Origin of the sequence: Streptomyces sp. RKND-216, from assembly GCF_004795255.1 — a bacterium.
Lineage (GTDB): Bacteria > Actinomycetota > Actinomycetes > Streptomycetales > Streptomycetaceae > Streptomyces > Streptomyces hazeniae.
Genome location: NZ_SSBQ01000002.1, coordinates 3870383 through 3884963 on the forward strand (window position 1 = coordinate 3870383; position 14581 = coordinate 3884963).

Annotated in this window: 21 protein-coding genes, 1 tRNA gene and 1 pseudogene; 14 read left to right on the plus strand and 9 right to left on the minus strand. The window is 71.1% G+C overall.

Going from position 1 to position 14581, the window contains the following annotated elements:
- Positions 1-75: 75 nt before the first annotated feature.
- Positions 76-672 carry an isochorismatase family protein gene (locus E4198_RS17245; RefSeq protein WP_136183947.1) on the minus strand — a complete coding sequence of 199 codons (597 nt, stop codon included), beginning with the start codon at positions 670-672 and terminating at the stop codon, positions 76-78.
- A gap of 66 nt (positions 673-738) precedes the next feature.
- Positions 739-2067: a nicotinate phosphoribosyltransferase gene (locus E4198_RS17250; protein ID WP_136183948.1), complete on the minus strand. Its 1329-nt coding sequence runs from the start codon at positions 2065-2067 to the stop codon at positions 739-741.
- Between the two features lie 106 nt (positions 2068-2173).
- Between E4198_RS17250 and clpS the strand changes: the two genes are divergently transcribed.
- The 7 genes from clpS to E4198_RS17285 all read left to right on the plus strand — a co-directional run bounded on the left by clpS (position 2174) and on the right by E4198_RS17285 (position 7033).
- On the plus strand, positions 2174-2485 hold the full coding sequence (clpS, locus tag E4198_RS17255; protein WP_136183949.1) for an ATP-dependent Clp protease adapter ClpS: 312 nt from the start codon (positions 2174-2176) through the stop codon (positions 2483-2485).
- Positions 2485-3090: a DUF2017 domain-containing protein gene (locus tag E4198_RS17260; RefSeq protein WP_136183950.1), complete on the plus strand. Its 606-nt coding sequence runs from the start codon at positions 2485-2487 to the stop codon at positions 3088-3090. Before clpS ends, E4198_RS17260 begins: the two co-directional genes overlap by 1 nt.
- A gap of 264 nt (positions 3091-3354) precedes the next feature.
- On the plus strand, positions 3355-4941 hold the full coding sequence (locus E4198_RS17265; protein ID WP_136183951.1) for an alanine/glycine:cation symporter family protein: 1587 nt from the start codon (positions 3355-3357) through the stop codon (positions 4939-4941).
- 98 nt (positions 4942-5039) lie between these two features.
- Positions 5040-5471 carry a M67 family metallopeptidase gene (locus E4198_RS17270; protein ID WP_136183952.1) on the plus strand — a complete coding sequence of 144 codons (432 nt, stop codon included), beginning with the start codon at positions 5040-5042 and terminating at the stop codon, positions 5469-5471.
- Between the two features lie 85 nt (positions 5472-5556).
- The gene (locus E4198_RS25820) at positions 5557-5667 is read left to right on the plus strand and encodes a putative leader peptide (RefSeq protein ID WP_311671773.1); all 111 of its coding nucleotides are present in this window, start codon (positions 5557-5559) and stop codon (positions 5665-5667) included.
- Positions 5668-5804: 137 nt separating this feature from the next.
- Positions 5805-6083: a MoaD/ThiS family protein gene (locus E4198_RS17280; RefSeq protein WP_027763483.1), complete on the plus strand. Its 279-nt coding sequence runs from the start codon at positions 5805-5807 to the stop codon at positions 6081-6083.
- Entirely contained in the window at positions 6083-7033 is a 951-nt protein-coding gene (locus tag E4198_RS17285; protein WP_136183953.1) for a cysteine synthase, read from the plus strand. The genes E4198_RS17280 and E4198_RS17285 overlap by 1 nt, the downstream gene beginning before the upstream one ends.
- A 4-nt stretch (positions 7034-7037) precedes the next feature.
- Here the strand turns inward: E4198_RS17285 and E4198_RS24970 are convergent, their stop codons facing one another.
- Positions 7038-7196: a hypothetical protein gene (locus tag E4198_RS24970; RefSeq protein WP_168711460.1), complete on the minus strand. Its 159-nt coding sequence runs from the start codon at positions 7194-7196 to the stop codon at positions 7038-7040.
- Positions 7197-7384: 188 nt separating this feature from the next.
- Here E4198_RS24970 and E4198_RS17290 point away from each other — a divergent pair, with 188 nt between their 5' ends.
- The 5 genes and pseudogenes from E4198_RS17290 to rdgB all read left to right on the plus strand — a co-directional run bounded on the left by E4198_RS17290 (position 7385) and on the right by rdgB (position 10464).
- Positions 7385-8146 carry an MBL fold metallo-hydrolase gene (locus tag E4198_RS17290; RefSeq protein ID WP_136183954.1) on the plus strand — a complete coding sequence of 254 codons (762 nt, stop codon included), beginning with the start codon at positions 7385-7387 and terminating at the stop codon, positions 8144-8146.
- 39 nt (positions 8147-8185) lie between these two features.
- A pseudogene (locus tag E4198_RS17295) lies at positions 8186-8422 on the plus strand (glucose PTS transporter subunit EIIB); the annotation flags it as partial.
- A gap of 111 nt (positions 8423-8533) precedes the next feature.
- Complete coding sequence (gene rph / locus E4198_RS17300) at positions 8534-9277, plus strand: ribonuclease PH (RefSeq protein ID WP_136183956.1); 744 nt, start codon at positions 8534-8536, stop codon at positions 9275-9277.
- 130 nt (positions 9278-9407) lie between these two features.
- Positions 9408-9791 (plus strand): hypothetical protein, encoded by a 384-nt coding sequence (locus E4198_RS17305; protein ID WP_136183957.1) that lies wholly within the window; start codon positions 9408-9410, stop codon positions 9789-9791.
- A gap of 55 nt (positions 9792-9846) precedes the next feature.
- Positions 9847-10464 carry an RdgB/HAM1 family non-canonical purine NTP pyrophosphatase gene (gene rdgB, locus E4198_RS17310; protein WP_136183958.1) on the plus strand — a complete coding sequence of 206 codons (618 nt, stop codon included), beginning with the start codon at positions 9847-9849 and terminating at the stop codon, positions 10462-10464.
- A 48-nt stretch (positions 10465-10512) separates the two neighbouring features.
- Here the strand turns inward: rdgB and E4198_RS17315 are convergent.
- The 5 genes from E4198_RS17315 to bcp form a co-directional block, all read right to left on the minus strand.
- Positions 10513-10596 (minus strand) — tRNA-Leu (locus tag E4198_RS17315).
- Positions 10582-10869 carry an HNH endonuclease signature motif containing protein gene (locus E4198_RS17320; RefSeq protein ID WP_136183959.1) on the minus strand — a complete coding sequence of 96 codons (288 nt, stop codon included), beginning with the start codon at positions 10867-10869 and terminating at the stop codon, positions 10582-10584. The genes E4198_RS17315 and E4198_RS17320 overlap by 15 nt, the downstream gene beginning before the upstream one ends.
- Positions 10866-11093: a hypothetical protein gene (locus E4198_RS17325; RefSeq protein ID WP_136183960.1), complete on the minus strand. Its 228-nt coding sequence runs from the start codon at positions 11091-11093 to the stop codon at positions 10866-10868. Before E4198_RS17325 ends, E4198_RS17320 begins: the two co-directional genes overlap by 4 nt.
- Before the next feature lie 71 nt (positions 11094-11164).
- Positions 11165-12682 carry an MFS transporter gene (locus E4198_RS17330; RefSeq protein WP_136183961.1) on the minus strand — a complete coding sequence of 506 codons (1518 nt, stop codon included), beginning with the start codon at positions 12680-12682 and terminating at the stop codon, positions 11165-11167.
- Between the two features lie 74 nt (positions 12683-12756).
- The gene (bcp, locus tag E4198_RS17335; RefSeq protein WP_136183962.1) at positions 12757-13224 is read right to left on the minus strand and encodes a thioredoxin-dependent thiol peroxidase; all 468 of its coding nucleotides are present in this window, start codon (positions 13222-13224) and stop codon (positions 12757-12759) included.
- Between the two features lie 183 nt (positions 13225-13407).
- On the opposite strand from bcp, the gene E4198_RS17340 reads away from it, so the two are divergent.
- Together E4198_RS17340 and E4198_RS17345 are read left to right on the plus strand one after the other, a co-directional pair.
- A complete protein-coding gene (locus tag E4198_RS17340) occupies positions 13408-13731 on the plus strand; it encodes a DUF3618 domain-containing protein (RefSeq protein ID WP_136183963.1) in 324 nt (107 codons plus the stop codon).
- Between the two features lie 114 nt (positions 13732-13845).
- Positions 13846-14148, plus strand: a complete 303-nt coding sequence (locus tag E4198_RS17345; RefSeq protein WP_051308181.1) for a co-chaperone GroES — start codon at positions 13846-13848, stop codon at positions 14146-14148.
- A gap of 91 nt (positions 14149-14239) precedes the next feature.
- Here E4198_RS17345 and E4198_RS17350 read toward each other — a convergent pair whose 3' ends face one another.
- Entirely contained in the window at positions 14240-14560 is a 321-nt protein-coding gene (locus tag E4198_RS17350) for a multidrug efflux SMR transporter (RefSeq protein WP_136183964.1), read from the minus strand.
- Positions 14561-14581: the final 21 nt, after the last annotated feature.

A 14581-nucleotide genomic window follows, 5' to 3' on the forward strand; every position in this document is an offset into this window, starting at 1 on the left:
CGGTCCCGGCTCCAGGAAGCCGGAGACGGCCCCCTGGCGGCCCTCCCGGCCGTCGGGGCGGCGGCCGGACAGGTCCTACCGGCTGCTCCGCAGGACGGGCGTTCCGGAGAGGTCCACGCCGGCGGCGCGCAGCTCCTGGAGGGCCCGTTCCGTCGATCCGGCGGCCACTCCCGCCGTCAGCTCCAGCAGCACCCGCGTCCGGAACCCCGCCGCCTGCGCGTCCAGCGCCGTCGCCCGGACGCAGTGGTCCGTCGCGATGCCCACGACGTCGACCTCGGTCACCTCCCGTGCCCGCAGCCAGTCGGCGAGCGACGTCCCGTGCTCGTCGGCGCCCTCGAAGCCGCTGTAGGCGGCGGTGTAGTGCCCCTTGTCGAAGACCGCGTCGACCCCGCCGGCCGTGACGGCGGGGGCGAAGTGCGGGTGGAAGCCGACGCCCTCCGTGCCGGCCACGCAGTGCTGCGGCCAGGAGCGCTCGAAGTCTGGGTTCTCCGCGAAGTGGTCCCCCGGATCAATGTGCATGTCCCGGCTGGCCACCACGTGGCGGTAGCCCGCGGCGGTGTCGCCGACCAGCTCGGTGATGGCGGCGGCGACGTCCCCGCCGCCGGCCACGCCGAGGCTGCCCCCCTCGCAGAAGTCGTTCTGCACGTCCACGACGATCAGTGCCCTGTGCATCAGTGCACCCTCCTCGAATCTCCTCGGCCCTCGAGTCTCCTCGGCCGAAACGGACCCTGCGGTTGCTCAGACGTACTCGGTCGGCAGCACCGGCTCGCCGCGCGACAGCTGTGTGGCGGACATCGGCAGCCCCGCCAGGGCGCGCCGGTGCCGATCGCGCGCGGCGTCGAGCGGCTCGCGCCCGACCGTCTCGCCGCCGCGCACCAGCGGCACCTGCAGCGTCACGCCGGCCAGTTCCTCCGGGACCGGGCCGGTGCCGATGCGCTCCGCCTCCGCGACGCCGGCCGCGTCGCGCGGCCGGGCCGCCCACTTCGCGCCGCCGATGGAGGTCTTGCCGCCGGTCGACTTCTTCGCCACGGAGCGCATCGGGGCGTCCGGCCCGTCCCCGTCCGCCCGGGCGACCAGCTTGTAGACCATCGAGCTGGTGGGGTGTCCGCTGCCGGTGACCAGGCGGGTACCGACGCCGTAGCTGTCCACCGGTGCGGCGGCCAGCGAGGCGATGGCGTACTCGTCCAGGTCGCTGGTGACCACGATCCTGGTGTCGGTGGCGCCCAGCTCGTCGAGCTGCTGCCGTACCCGGTGGGCGACCAGCAGCAGGTCGCCGGAGTCGATGCGCACGGCGCCGAGTCCCGGACCGGCGACCTCCACGGCCGTGCGGACGGCCTCGGCGACGTCGTAGGTGTCGACCAGCAGCGTGGTGCCGCTGCCCAGCGACTTCACCTGCGCGGTGAAGGCGTCCCGCTCGGTGTCGTGCAGCAGCGTGAAAGAGTGCGCGCTGGTGCCGACGGTGGGGATGCCGTACCGGAAGCCGGCGGCCAGGTCGGAGGTGGAGGCGAAGCCGCCGAGGTAGGCGGCGCGCGAGGCGGCGACGGCGGCCAGCTCGTGCGTGCGCCGGGCGCCCATCTCGACCAGGGGCCGCCCGCCCGCGGCGACGGCCATGCGGGAGGCCGCGGCGGCGACCGCCGAGTCGTGGTTGAGGATGGAGAGGATCACCGTCTCCAGCAGCACGCACTCCGCGAAGGTGCCCTCCACCCGCATGATCGGCGAGCCGGGAAAGTAGACCTCGCCCTCCGGGTAGCCGTACACGTCGCCACGGAAGCGGTAGTCCGCGAGCCAGTCGAGGGTGGGATCGTCGACGACCCCGTGCGAGCGGAGGAAGCGCAGTACCTTCTCCTCGAACCGGAAGTTCTCGATGGCGTCCAGCACCCGCCCGGTGCCGGCGACGACGCCGTAGCGGCGGCCCTCCGGCAGCCGCCGGGTGAAGACCTCGAAGACGGAGCGGCGGTCGGCGGTGCCGCCCCGCAGCGCGGCCTGAAGCATCGTGAACTCGTACTGGTCGGTGAAGAGCGCCGTGGACGGCACCGGCACCGGCAGTCCCAGATCCCCTGTGTCCATACGATGATGCTACCCCATATCTCGTCAGAGTGACGATATCCGGGAGCGGTGTCGCGCCGCCTCGTCCGGGGAGCCGTTTGCGCGACGGCCCCCGGGGGGTGGCAGCATGGGACACGTGAGCGTCGCACCCACGGAGATCGAACGCCCGGAGTCACGCGAGGCGCCCGTCGAGGTACCCGAGCCGGACGTCCCCTGGGTGACGCTCGTGCACAACGACCCGGTCAACCTGATGAGTTACGTGACCTATGTCTTCCAGAGCTACTTCGGCTACCCGAAGGACAAGGCCAAGAAGCTGATGATGGACGTCCACCACAAGGGCAGGGCCGTGGTCTCGACCGGCAGCCGCGAGGAGATGGAGCGCGACGTGCAGGCCATGCACGGGTACGGCCTGTGGGCCACCCTCACCCAGGACCGCTGATGGCCGGACAGTTCGAGCCCACCGCCGACGGCGGCGCCGCGGTCGCGCTGGACGAGGTGGAGATCTCCATCCTCCGCAGCCTCGCAGTTCAGCTCATGGAACTCGTCGGCCCCGGCGACGAACCGGCCCAGGGGGGCGACCCCCTCGCCGAACTCTTCGCCGAGGGACCCAGCGAGCCGCCCACCGACCCCGCGCTCGCGCGGCTCTTCCCTGACGCCTACGGTGACCCCGGAGCCGAACCCGCGAGCGCCGAGGCGGCGACCGAGGCGCGGGCCGCCTCCGCCGAGTTCCGGCGCTTCACCGAACTGGACCTGCGGGCCCGCAAGCGGGGCGACGCCCTCGCGGTGGTCCGCGCCCTGGACGCCCTCACTCCGGAGGGTGACGGCGGCGCCGTGCTGCGCCTCGCCCCGGACGACTCCCGTCAGTGGCTCGGGGCCCTCAACGACCTCCGGCTGGCCATCGGCGCCCGCCTGGAGGTCACCGACGACGAGGACGGCGGCGGCCTCTACACCCTCCCCGACTCCGACCCGCGCAAGCCCATGGTCATGGCCTACCTGTGGCTCGGCGCGCTCCAGGAGACCCTCGTGGAGACGCTGCCCGGCTGAGCGGCGCGCACTGCCACGCTGGGTGACCCGAGGCGCCCGATAATCGTGCCACCTACACGATTATCCGGCGCATCATGTCCGCTTTGGCATGGTTCGCGGGGAGTGTATCCGGCTGTTATCCACAAGTGTGACGTGGGTCACGCGACGTGTGTCGCTCTGCGTGGTAGGAACTCCCCCAACACACGCGAGATTTACCAGCCCCCGGTGAACTCCGCACGCACGCAGCCCGCACCCCCAGGCGGCCGAAACTGCCAGAGGAATTCCATGGCCAACACTGACTCCTCGTTCCTCGAGTCCGTCGACCAGGCGATCAGCGACTTCACCGAGCCCATAGCCACGTGGATGGCCGAGGTCGTCTTCTACGAGGTCCACCTCTTCGGACACGACTTCCCCTGGATCGTCGCCTGGCTCGTGGTGGCGGGTCTGGTCTTCACCACCTACTTCGGCTTCGCCCAGCTGCGCCACCTGAAGGTGGCGTTCAAGCTCGTACGCGGCAAGTACGAGCAGAAGGACGCACCGGGCGAGGTCAGCCACTTCCAGGCGCTGACCTCCGCGGTGTCCGGCACCGTCGGTCTCGGCAACATCGCCGGTGTCGCCATCGCCGTCACCATCGGTGGCGCCGGCGCCACCTTCTGGATGATCCTCTGCGGCCTCCTCGGCATGGCCACCAAGTTCGTCGAGTGCACCCTCGGTGTGAAGTACCGCGAGATCCACGCCGACGGCACCGTCTCCGGCGGCCCGATGCACTACCTGCGTAAGGGCATGGCCGAGCGCGGCTTCGCCGGCGTCGGCAAGGTGCTCGCCGTCGGCTCCGCCGTCTCGCTGCTGTTCTTCACCTTCTTCGGCGGCAACCTCTTCCAGGTCAACCAGAGCCTCGAGCAGCTCCAGTCGGTCACCGGCAAGGACGACAGCGTCTTCACCAGCTCCGGCGGCGCCTTCTTCTTCGGTCTCCTCATCGCCGCGGTCGTCGCACTCGTCCTCATCGGCGGCATGAAGTCCATCGGCGCGGTCACCAGCAAGCTCGTCCCGAGCATGGCGCTCCTCTACGTGACCGCCTGCGTCATCGTCATCGCCTTCAACATCACCGCGGTCCCGGACGCCTTCGGCGAGATCTTCCAGGGCGCGTTCAGCCCCGAGGGGGTCGTCGGCGGCATCATCGGCGCGATCATCCAGGGTTTCCGCCGCGCCGCCTTCTCCAACGAGGCCGGCATCGGCTCCGCGCCGATCGCCCACTCCGCGGTGAAGACCAAGCGCCCCGCCACCGAGGGTCTCGTGGCCATGCTCGAGCCCTTCCTGGACACGGTCTTCATCTGCACCATGACGGCCCTGACCATCGTCATCGCCCAGCCGCAGAGCTTCCTGGACGCCCGCGAGAAGGCCGCCACCGGTGCCGCTCCCGAGTCCGGCGTCGCCCTGACCTCGGACGCCTTCGAGACGGTGATCCCCTGGTTCCCGTACGTCCTCACCGTCGCGGTCCTGCTGTTCGCCATCTCCACGATCATCACGTGGAGCTACTACGGACTGAAGGCCTGGACCTACCTCTTCGGCCGCAGCCGTGCCAGTGAGCTGATCTACAAGATCTTCTTCTGCACCATCGTCGTCTCCGGTGCGCTGATGTCCCTCGGCTCGCTGGTCACGATGGCCGACTCGTTCCTCTTCCTGGCCGCCGTGTTCAACATCATCGGCCTGTACTTCCTGGCCCCGGTCGTCAAGCGCGAGCTGCGCCGGGTCCTGGAGTACGTCCGCCGGCGCGACGCCGGGGAGACCGACGAGCAGATCGAGGCCTCCGAGCCCCGGGACTCCGTCCCCGGCCAGGGCGGCCCCGGACTCGCCGGCGCCACGTCGGTCTGACCGCCCGCCCGGCGCTGCCGGGAGGACGTCCCCACCAGGCACAGGCCCGGTGAGCACCCCGCGGGGAGCCCACCGGGCCTGTGCTTATCCTGCATATCATGCTGACCATCACACAGGAGCTGCACGACGCGATCGTGGCCCACGCCCGCGCCGACCACCCCGACGAGGCGTGCGGCGTCGTCGCCGGCCCCGCCGGCTCCGGCCGCCCCGAGCGGTTCATCCCGATGCTGAACGCGGCCCGGTCGCCCACGTTCTACGAGTTCGACTCCACCGACCTGCTCAAGCTCTACCGCGAGATGGACGACCGCGACGAGGAGCCCGTCGTCATCTACCACTCGCACACCGCCACCGAGGCCTACCCCTCGCGCACCGACATCTCCTACGCCAACGAGCCCGGTGCCCACTACGTGCTGGTCTCCACCGCCGACTGCGGCAACGACGAGGGCCCGTTCTCCTTCCGCTCCTTCCGCATCGTGGACGGAACCGTGGAAGAGGAGGAAGTAGGCGTCGTCCCCGCCTACGACGCTTGAACCGGCACGGCGGAGATGAGACGAGAACGTCCGTATGGTGATACCGACATCCGATTCCCGCCCCGGGAATCGCTACGATGAGGCCATGGTTGTCCACGACGTGAGCGCTGAAGAGAAGGGCCCGGGCACGACGCTGCTCGTGGCGCGCCTGCACGTCGACCTGTGCCGCCTCGCCAGCGCCATCTGTTCGCGCTGAGCCCGCGCCCGCGGCACACCGTGCCCCACCCGGGACGGTGCCCGCGCCGACGCGCCCGCCCGTACGGTCCGCACGACCCGCACGCACGCACCACGCACGCCACAGCCTGCCCCCTTCCTTCCTCACCAGGAGCATCCATGGCCATCGAGGTCCGTATCCCGACCATCCTGCGCACCTACACCGACGGCGAGAAGACCGTGACCGGAGAGGGCGCCACGCTGGGTGAGCTCTTCACCGACCTCGAGTCGCGCCACGCGGGCATCCAGGGCCGCCTCGTCGACGGCGGCGAACTCCGCCGCTTCGTCAACGTCTACCTCAACGACGAGGACGTCCGCTTCCTCGACGGCATCACCACCACGCTCACCGACGGCGACAACGTCACCATCCTGCCCGCCGTCGCCGGCGGCGCACGCTGATGCGCTACGACTCGCCGCTGGCAGCCGTCGGCAACACCCCCCTCGTACGGCTGCCGCGGCTGTCCCCGTCCCCCGACGTGCGGATCTGGGCCAAGCTGGAGGACCGCAACCCCACCGGCTCGATCAAGGACCGCCCGGCCCTCCACATGATCGAACAGGCCGAGAAGGACGGCCGGCTCACCCCCGGCCGCACCATCCTCGAACCCACCTCCGGCAACACCGGCATCTCCCTCGCCATGGCCGCGAAGCTCAAGGGCTACCGCATCGTCTGCGTCATGCCCGAGAACACCAGCGAAGAACGCCGCCAGCTGCTCGCCATGTGGGGCGCCGAGATCATCTCCTCACCCGCCGCCGGCGGCTCCAACACCGCCGTCCGCGTCGCCAAGGAAATCGCCGGCGAACACCCGGACTGGGTGATGCTCTACCAGTACGGCAACCCCGACAACGCCGGCGCGCACTACGCCGGCACCGGCCCGGAGATCCTCGCCGACCTGCCGTCCGTCACCCACTTCGTCGCCGGCCTCGGCACCACCGGCACCCTCATGGGCGCCGGCCGCTACCTGCGCGAACAGCGGCCAGACATCCGGATCATCGCCGCCGAACCCCGCTACGACGACCTCGTCTACGGCCTCCGCAACCTCGACGAGGGCTTCGTCCCCGAGCTGTACGACGCCTCCGTCCTCACCTCGCGGTTCTCCGTCGGCTCCGAGGACGCCGTCGCCCGCACCCGCGAGCTGCTCTCCCAGGAGGGCATCTTCGCCGGGGTGTCCACCGGCGCCGCCCTGCACGCCGCCCTCGGCGTCGGCCGCAAGGCCGTCCAGGCCGGCGAGAACGCCGACATCGTCTTCATCGTCGCCGACGGCGGCTGGAAGTACCTGTCCACCGGCGTGTACACCGCCGCGTCCACGGACGCCGCCGTCGACACCCTCCACGGCCAGCTCTGGGCCTGACCGCTCAGCCCTCCTCCGGCGGCGGCTCCCGGCGCGACGCGTCACGCCGGGAGCGCGCCGTGCCCCGACGCCGCCTCCGCAACCGGCCCGTCCCGTCCACATAGGCCGCGACCAGCGCGAACACCACGACCAGCCCCAACATCAGCCACCATCCCGTGCTCAACCGTCATCACTCTCCCTCCGTGGTCACACCTACCCCGCGCTGGTGATTCCGCCCACACACGCACGTCCCGAGGAGTCACCGGGCCCGGCGCGCCTTACGCTCGGAAAACCACCTCCTCACCGACGCGGCGGTCGCGACCACCACGCGTGGGGAGCAGAAGACCGGCCGCCCACGGAGGTTCCCGCTCCATGAAGCTCACAGTCGTCGGCTGCTCGGGGTCCTTCCCCTCCGCGGAATCGGCCTGCTCGAGCTACCTTCTCGAAGCCGACGGCTTCCGGCTGCTCCTCGACATGGGCAACGGCGCCCTCGGCGAACTCCAGCGGCACTGCGGCCTCTACGACCTCGACGCCATCGCGCTCAGCCACCTGCACGCCGACCACTGCATCGACATGTGCGGCTACTTCGTCGCCCGCTACTACCGGCACGAGGGCGGCCGCTGCGCCCCCCTCCCCGTCTGGGGACCCGACGGCACTGAACGCCGGCTGACCACGGCCTACGCCGACACCCCCACCGACTCCTCCATGAGCGAAGTCTTCGACTTCCGCACCCTCACCCCGGGCAGCACCTTCGAGACCGGCCCCTTCACCGTGCGCACCGCCCTCGTACGCCACCCCGTCGAGGCCTACGGCTTCCGCATCACGCACCGCGACACCGGACGCGTACTCACCTATTCGGGTGACACCGGCCCGTGCAACGAGATCGACGCCCTCGCCGCCGGCGCCGATCTCTTCCTCTGCGAAGCCTCCTTCACCCACGGCAAGGAGGACATCCCCGAACTCCACCTGAACGGCCTCCAGGCAGGCCAGTGCGCCGAACGCGCCAAGGCCCGGAAGCTGCTCCTCACCCACGTCCCCCCGTGGACCGACCCCCAGGCCAACCTGCGCGACGCCAAGGCCGCCTTCCCCGGCCCCGTCGAGCTGGCCCGCGCCGGCGCCGTCCACGAGATCTGACCGCCCCCGGCGTACTCTCGGAGCACGGCAGAGGAGGACGCCATGGCCGGCAAGGCGGAGAGGATCGTCGCCGGACTCGGCGGCATCGAGAACATCGAAGTCGTCGAGGGCTGCGTGACCCGCCTGCGCACCGAGGTCGGCGACGCCGCACTCGTCGACGTCGCCGCACTGAAGAGCGCCGGGGCCAGTGACGTCGTCCGCATGGGGAGCATGATCCAGGTCGTGCTCGGCCTCGACGCCGACCCGATCGCCGAGGAGATCGAAGACCTCATGTGAGCGTCGCCCGGGCGCCGCCCCGCGCACGGGCCCCCGCCCGCGGCCGCACGGACCCCGCCCGCCCCGCAGCCGCCGTACGGGCCCCGCCCCCATGCGACTAGGCTCGCCCCCATGTCTGACACCGACGTCACCCGCATCGACGGGAGGACACCCGACCAGCTGCGCCCCGTCACTCTCGAACGCGGCTGGAGCAAGCACGCCGAAGGCTCCGTCCTCGTCTCCTTCGGCGACACCCGCGTGCTCTGCACCGCCAGCCTCACCGAAGGCGTCCCGCGCTGGCGCAAGGGCACCGGCGAGGGATGGGTGACCTCGGAGTACTCCATGCTGCCCCGCTCCACCAACACCCGCGGCGACCGCGAAGCCGTCCGCGGCCGCATCGGCGGACGCACCCACGAAATCTCCCGCCTCATCGGCCGTTCCCTGCGCGCCGTCGTCGACTTCAAGGCCCTCGGCGAGAACACCATCGTGCTCGACTGCGACGTGCTCCAGGCCGACGGCGGCACCCGCACCGCCGCCATCACCGGCGCCTACGTCGCGCTTGCCGACGCCGTCACCTGGGCCCAGGGCAGGAAGCTCATCCGCTCCAAGGCCCAGCCCCTCACCGGAGCCGTCTCCGCCGTCAGCGTCGGCATCATCGACGGCACCCCCATGCTCGACCTCTGCTACGAGGAGGACGTCCGCGCCGAGACCGACATGAACGTCGTCTGCACCGACGACGGCCGTTTCGTCGAGGTCCAAGGCACCGCCGAGGGCGTCCCCTTCGCCCGCACCGAACTCGACGCTCTCCTCGACCTCGCGGTCAAGGGCTGCGCCCAGCTCGACGGCGGCCAGCGCCAGGCCCTCGCCGCCGACTGAACCCACGGGCGGCACCGCCCGCAAAACCGCCCGCCGGGACGGAACTTTGCGAGCGCTTTACGCGTCTGAGAAGGTACGGGCCGTACGGGTCGATCCGTGCGGCCCGTCCAAGCTCTCGGGAGGGAACCCAGTGCGTCGCACTCTGTCCACCGCCGTCACAGCTGTCGTCGTGGCCGCCACGGCCACGCTCGCCGTGGGCTGCGGCGCCATCGACAAGGCGCTCGACTGCGCCAACACGGCCGTCACCGTCGCCGAGAGCGTCGAAGACCTCCAGAACGCCGCCTCCTCCGTGGGCGAAGACCCCACGCAGGCCAAGGAAGCCCTCGACAGCATCGAGAAGAACCTCGACGAGATCGAGAAGTCCACCGACAGCGCCGACGTCAAGAGTGCCGTCGGCGACCTCAACACCGCTGTCGGGGACGCCCGCACCGCCGTCAACGAGGGCCGCGCCCCCGACATGAGTGCCGTCAACGACGCAGCGAGCAATCTCACCGAGGTCTGCTCGCCCGCGTGACCCCGGCCCGCCCGGGCCCCACCACGGCACCGCGGGTGGCGGGGATAATCGCCGCATGAGCAGTGAACAGCGGCTGATCCTCGCCACCCGCAACGCCCACAAGGTCACCGAACTCCGCGCCATCCTCACCGACGCCGGACTCGGCCCCGGCCTCGAACTCCTCGGAGCCGACGCCTACCCCGACATCCCCGACGTCAAGGAGACCGGCGTCACCTTCGCCGAGAACGCCCTGCTCAAGGCGCACGCCCTGGCCTCCGCCACCGGCCTCCCCGCCGTCGCCGACGACTCCGGCCTCTGTGTCGACGTCCTCGGCGGCGCCCCCGGCATCTTCTCCGCCCGCTGGTCCGGCCGGCACGGCGACGACCAGGCCAACCTGGCCCTGCTGCTGTCCCAGATCGTCGACATCGACGACGCCCACCGCGGCGCCCACTTCGCCTGCGCCGCCGCCCTCGCCCTCCCCGACGGCACCGAACACGTCGTCGAGGGCCGCCTCCCCGGCACCCTCCGCCACGCCCCCGCCGGCACCGGCGGATTCGGCTACGACCCGATTCTCCAGCCCGACGGCGAGACGCGCACCTGCGCCGAGCTCACCCCCGCCGAGAAGAACGCCGTCAGCCACCGCGGCCGCGCCTTCCGCGCCCTCGCCCCCCACATCCGCGAGGCCCTGGGCTGAACGTGCGGGGAGGCCCGGCGCCTGACGCCGGGCCTCCCCGCTGCGCGGTGCGGCCGGGGGGACTCGAACCCCCACGGGATCTCTCCCACTGGGACCTAAACCCAGCGCGGCTGCCAGTTACGCCACGGCCGCCTCCTGCATGCATCGTAGACGAACGACTCCCGCGGCCGAGTCACACCGCGAGGCGAGCGCGGCCTTCTTCCGGCACCAGGTACTGGTGATCGCGTGGCAGTTGGGGCACAGGTAGCGAAGGTTCTCGCGGTTGTTGTTCCGCCAGTCCCCGTCGACGTGGTCGATCTGCAGCGTCATGGCAACGCCGCGCCAGGCGCCCTCGTTGCCGCACTCGGCGCAGCGGTACGGCTCTCCCACTTCGTCCAGCGCCCGCTTGAGCCGCGCCCGGTTCATCCTGGCTGCTCGCTCCGGGAGCTGCCGGAGAGCCGTCTCGGCGTGCGCCGCGCCACCGCTGGGCGAGCCGCCTTCGCGGGCCGCCTGGTGAAATGCCCGGTGTCCAGGCCCAGCTGGTGCGTCCCGGGCGCCGGCCGGGCACCCAGCCGTACGGCCACCTCCCGCAACGTGGTGGACTCCGCAACGGCGTCGGCGAGACGTTCTTCCGTGTAGACGACGGCCATGGTCCCTTCCCCTGCTCGCACGCGCTTCGTACTGGTGAACGAGCAGGTGGGGGAGAGGTTACGGCCGGTGGTCAGAAGGCGGGGGTGCGGACGCCTTCGCGGGTGAGGGCGCGGGCCTCCTCGTCGGTGGAGACGGAGGGCGGGGAGCCCTCCAGGGGTGCGCGGGCGGTCTCCTTGAGCGTGGCGACGGAGACGATGCCGACCACGGCGAAGAGGGTGGTGTAGATCGCAGGGGAGAGCGCGTTGCCCGTGCCGTCGACCAGGGCCTCCATGACGACCGGGGTGGTGCCGCCGAAGAGGGAGGCGGACAGGTTGTAGCCGATGGCGAGCGAGCCGTAGCGGACGTCGGTGCTGAAGAGGGCCGGGAGCGTGGCGGACATGGTGCCGAGGAGGCACACCAGGCATCCGCCGAGGAGGAACAGTCCCGCGAAGATGGCCCAGGTGCTGCCTTGCTGGAAGAGCGCGAAGGCGGGCACGGTGAGGACGAGGAAGCCGATCATGCCGGCCATCAGGAGGGGTTTTCGGCCCACCCGGTCACTGCGGCGGCCGATGCGGAAGATGACCGTCATCATCAGCGCCATCGTGACGATGGTGGCGATGAGCTCCAACGACTGCGGCCGGTCGAGGACTTCCTTCATGTACGTCGGCATGTAGGTGAGCAGCATGTAGTGCGCGACGTTGTACGCGGCGACCAGGCTGATGCACTGGACCATGGTGCGCCAGTGGTCGACGAAGATGCTCTTGACTTCCTTCTGCGGAACGTCCTCGGAGAGCGCCGGGCCGTTGCCGTTCGGTGCTGCCCCCGCGTGTGCGGCGGCCTTGTCGGACTCCAGCTTCCTGAACGCCGGGGTCTCGTCCAGCTTGATCCGGAGGTAGAGGCCGACGATGCCGAGGGGGCCGCCGATGAGGAACGGGATGCGCCAGCCCCACTCGCGCATGCCGTCGGGGCCCAGCCAGAAGGTGAGCAGCAGGACGATTCCGGCGGCGCCGGTGTAGCCCGCGAGGGTGCCGAGTTCGAGGAAGCTGCCGAAGAAGCCGCGTCGTTTGTCGGGCGCGTACTCGGCGATGAAGGTGGCGGCGCCGCCGTACTCGCCGCCGGTGGAGAAGCCCTGTACGAGGCGGCAGACGATGAGCAGGATCGGCGCCCACACGCCGATGGTGGCGTAGCTGGGGATGAGGCCGATGGCGAAGGTGCCGGCGGCCATCAGCATCATGGTGAGGGCGAGGACCTTCTTCCGCCCGATGCGGTCGCCCAGCGGCCCGAAGAAGGTGCCGCCGAGCGGCCGTACAAGGAAGGACACGGCGAAGGTGCCGAAGGAGGCGAGGGTCTGGACGCCCTCGCCCGCGCCGGAGTAGAAGACCTTGCCGAGGGTGACCGCGAGGTAGGCGTAGATGCCGAAGTCGAACCACTCCATGGCATTGCCGAGGGCGGCGGCCTTGACCGCGCGTTTGACGACGCGCTCGTCGGTGACGGTCACGTCGCTGCGTCGCACGCGCGGTTCGCGTCGGCGGTCGATGGCGCGGAACAGCGTGCGGTGCCGCCTCAGTGCGGCCAGGTCGGGTGCGCGGTCCTCTCGGCCTCGGTCCATGGCGCCCTTTGTACCCGCTTGCGGGATCTTCATCCGGCATATCGGCGGGGTGCCCCGGGGTCGGTGGCGGTGCGTCAGATGCCGAGGTCCTTGAGGAGTTTGGCGACGTGGCCGGTCGCCTTGACGTTGTAGAGGGCGCGTTCGACGGTGCCGTTCTCGTCGACGACGACGGTGGAGCGGATGACGCCGGTGACGGTCTTTCCGTAGAGCTTCTTCTCGCCGAAGGCGCCGTAGGCCTGGAGGGTCTCCTTGGTCGGGTCGCCGACGAGGGTGACCTTCAGGTCCTCCTTCTCGCGGAACTTCGCGAGCTTCTCCGGCTTGTCGGGGGAGACACCGACGACGTCGTAGCCGGCGCCTGCGAGGATGTCCAGGTTGTCGGTGAAGTCGCAGGCCTGCTTGGTGCATCCCGGGGTGAGCGCGGCGGGGTAGAAGTAGACGATGACCTTGCGTCCGGCGTAGGCGGCGAGGGAGACCTCGTTGCCGTCGGCGTCGGGCAGGGTGAAGGCGGGTGCGGGGTCGCCGGGTGTGAGCCGCTCGCTCATCTGTGCTCCTCGGGGCTGGTGGGGCGGGGCTGTCTGCTGGGTCGAGCCTAACCAGAGCAGGCGGGGGCGGGGTGCCGTGGGGCGGGGCGGGGGGCGGAGCTGAAAGACTGTCCGGTAACCAGTACCGGAACCGGCTGCCGGAGGCAGCCGGACCACGACGGGACGAGTGACGGAGGCGACGCGGTGTCGGATGCCAGGACCCCTGCGGACATCGAGGCGGACATCGTTCGGCGGCGGGAGGAGCTCGCCGCGGCGCTGGACGAGATCGCGATGCGGGTGCACCCGAAGACGATCATGGCGGGGGCGAAGTCCAAGGTCGCCGCGACCGTGGACCGGACGGCCGGACGGGCGTACGTGGCGGTGAACGCGAAGGTGTCGGGTGCGCGCGCGTCGATGACGGACGAGGAGGGGGCGCCGCGGCTGGAGCGCGTGGTGCCGGTGGCCGTGGTGGCGGTGGCGGTGGTGGGCGGTCTGCTGGTCCTGTCGCTGCGCCGTCGCCGCCGCTGACTCCGGCGGCGCCTGCGGGCGGGTCCGGGGTCCGGCCCGCGGGCGGGTGGTTGGGATACGGTCGGGGGCGTGAGTTCCGAGACCCCACAGCACCCCGACAAGCTTCCGATCCGGATGTTGCACGACCGGGTGCTGGTACGCACCGACATCCCGGAGGGCGAGCGCCGTTCGTCGGGCGGCATCGTCATTCCCGCCACGGCCGCGGTGGGCCGCCGGCTGAACTGGGCCGAGGTCGTCGCGGTGGGGCAGAACGTGCGGACGGTGGAGCCCGGCGACCGGGTGCTCTATGACCCGGAGGACCGGGCCGAGGTTGAGGTGCGCGGGGTGGCGTACGTGCTGATGCGCGAGCGTGACCTGCACGCGGTGGCCGCCGAGCGGCTGCAGGGGTCCGAGGACTCCACCGGCCTGTACCTGTAGCGCCGCCCGCCCTGCCCGGTGCGGCCGTGGGGCCCGGAGCCGCCCCGGGGCGGTGGACGGCCTACGGCCGGGGCGGTAGAGCCGGAGGCGGTCAGTGGCCCGAGGTCGCCTTGAGGCCGACGACGGCGACGAGCAGCAGGCAGATGAAGAAGATCCGCGCCGCCGTGACGGGCTCGTGCAGCACCAGCATGCCGATGACGGCGGCGCCGGCGGCGCCGATGCCGACCCAGACGCCGTAGGCGGTGCCGATGGGCAGCGTGCGGGCGGCCTGGGCGAGCAGCACCATGCTGGCGGCGAAGCCGGCGACGGTGAGGACGCTGGGCCAGAGCCGGGTGAAGCCCTCGGTGTAGGTGAGCCCGATCGCCCAGGCGATTTCGAGCAGGCCGGCGACGGTGAGCATGATCCAGGCCATGACGGCACCTCCGTGTCCGTG

Coding starts and splice junctions, on each gene's coding strand:
- E4198_RS17330 (WP_136183961.1), bottom strand. CDS start 12,682: ATGGACCGAGGCCGAGAGGACCGCGCACCCGACCTGGCCGCACTGAGG.
- E4198_RS17280 (WP_027763483.1), top strand. CDS start 5,805: ATGGCCATCGAGGTCCGTATCCCGACCATCCTGCGCACCTACACCGAC.
- E4198_RS17320 (WP_136183959.1), bottom strand. CDS start 10,869: ATGAACCGGGCGCGGCTCAAGCGGGCGCTGGACGAAGTGGGAGAGCCG.
- E4198_RS17350 (WP_136183964.1), bottom strand. CDS start 14,560: ATGGCCTGGATCATGCTCACCGTCGCCGGCCTGCTCGAAATCGCCTGG.
- E4198_RS17285 (WP_136183953.1), top strand. CDS start 6,083: ATGCGCTACGACTCGCCGCTGGCAGCCGTCGGCAACACCCCCCTCGTA.
- E4198_RS17250 (WP_136183948.1), bottom strand. CDS start 2,067: ATGGACACAGGGGATCTGGGACTGCCGGTGCCGGTGCCGTCCACGGCG.
- E4198_RS17290 (WP_136183954.1), top strand. CDS start 7,385: ATGAAGCTCACAGTCGTCGGCTGCTCGGGGTCCTTCCCCTCCGCGGAA.
- rdgB (WP_136183958.1), top strand. CDS start 9,847: ATGAGCAGTGAACAGCGGCTGATCCTCGCCACCCGCAACGCCCACAAG.
- E4198_RS17260 (WP_136183950.1), top strand. CDS start 2,485: ATGGCCGGACAGTTCGAGCCCACCGCCGACGGCGGCGCCGCGGTCGCG.
- E4198_RS17345 (WP_051308181.1), top strand. CDS start 13,846: ATGTTGCACGACCGGGTGCTGGTACGCACCGACATCCCGGAGGGCGAG.
- rph (WP_136183956.1), top strand. CDS start 8,534: ATGTCTGACACCGACGTCACCCGCATCGACGGGAGGACACCCGACCAG.
- E4198_RS17270 (WP_136183952.1), top strand. CDS start 5,040: ATGCTGACCATCACACAGGAGCTGCACGACGCGATCGTGGCCCACGCC.
- bcp (WP_136183962.1), bottom strand. CDS start 13,224: ATGAGCGAGCGGCTCACACCCGGCGACCCCGCACCCGCCTTCACCCTG.
- E4198_RS17245 (WP_136183947.1), bottom strand. CDS start 672: ATGCACAGGGCACTGATCGTCGTGGACGTGCAGAACGACTTCTGCGAG.
- E4198_RS17325 (WP_136183960.1), bottom strand. CDS start 11,093: ATGGCCGTCGTCTACACGGAAGAACGTCTCGCCGACGCCGTTGCGGAG.
- E4198_RS25820 (WP_311671773.1), top strand. CDS start 5,557: ATGGTTGTCCACGACGTGAGCGCTGAAGAGAAGGGCCCGGGCACGACG.
- clpS (WP_136183949.1), top strand. CDS start 2,174: ATGGGACACGTGAGCGTCGCACCCACGGAGATCGAACGCCCGGAGTCA.
- E4198_RS17265 (WP_136183951.1), top strand. CDS start 3,355: ATGGCCAACACTGACTCCTCGTTCCTCGAGTCCGTCGACCAGGCGATC.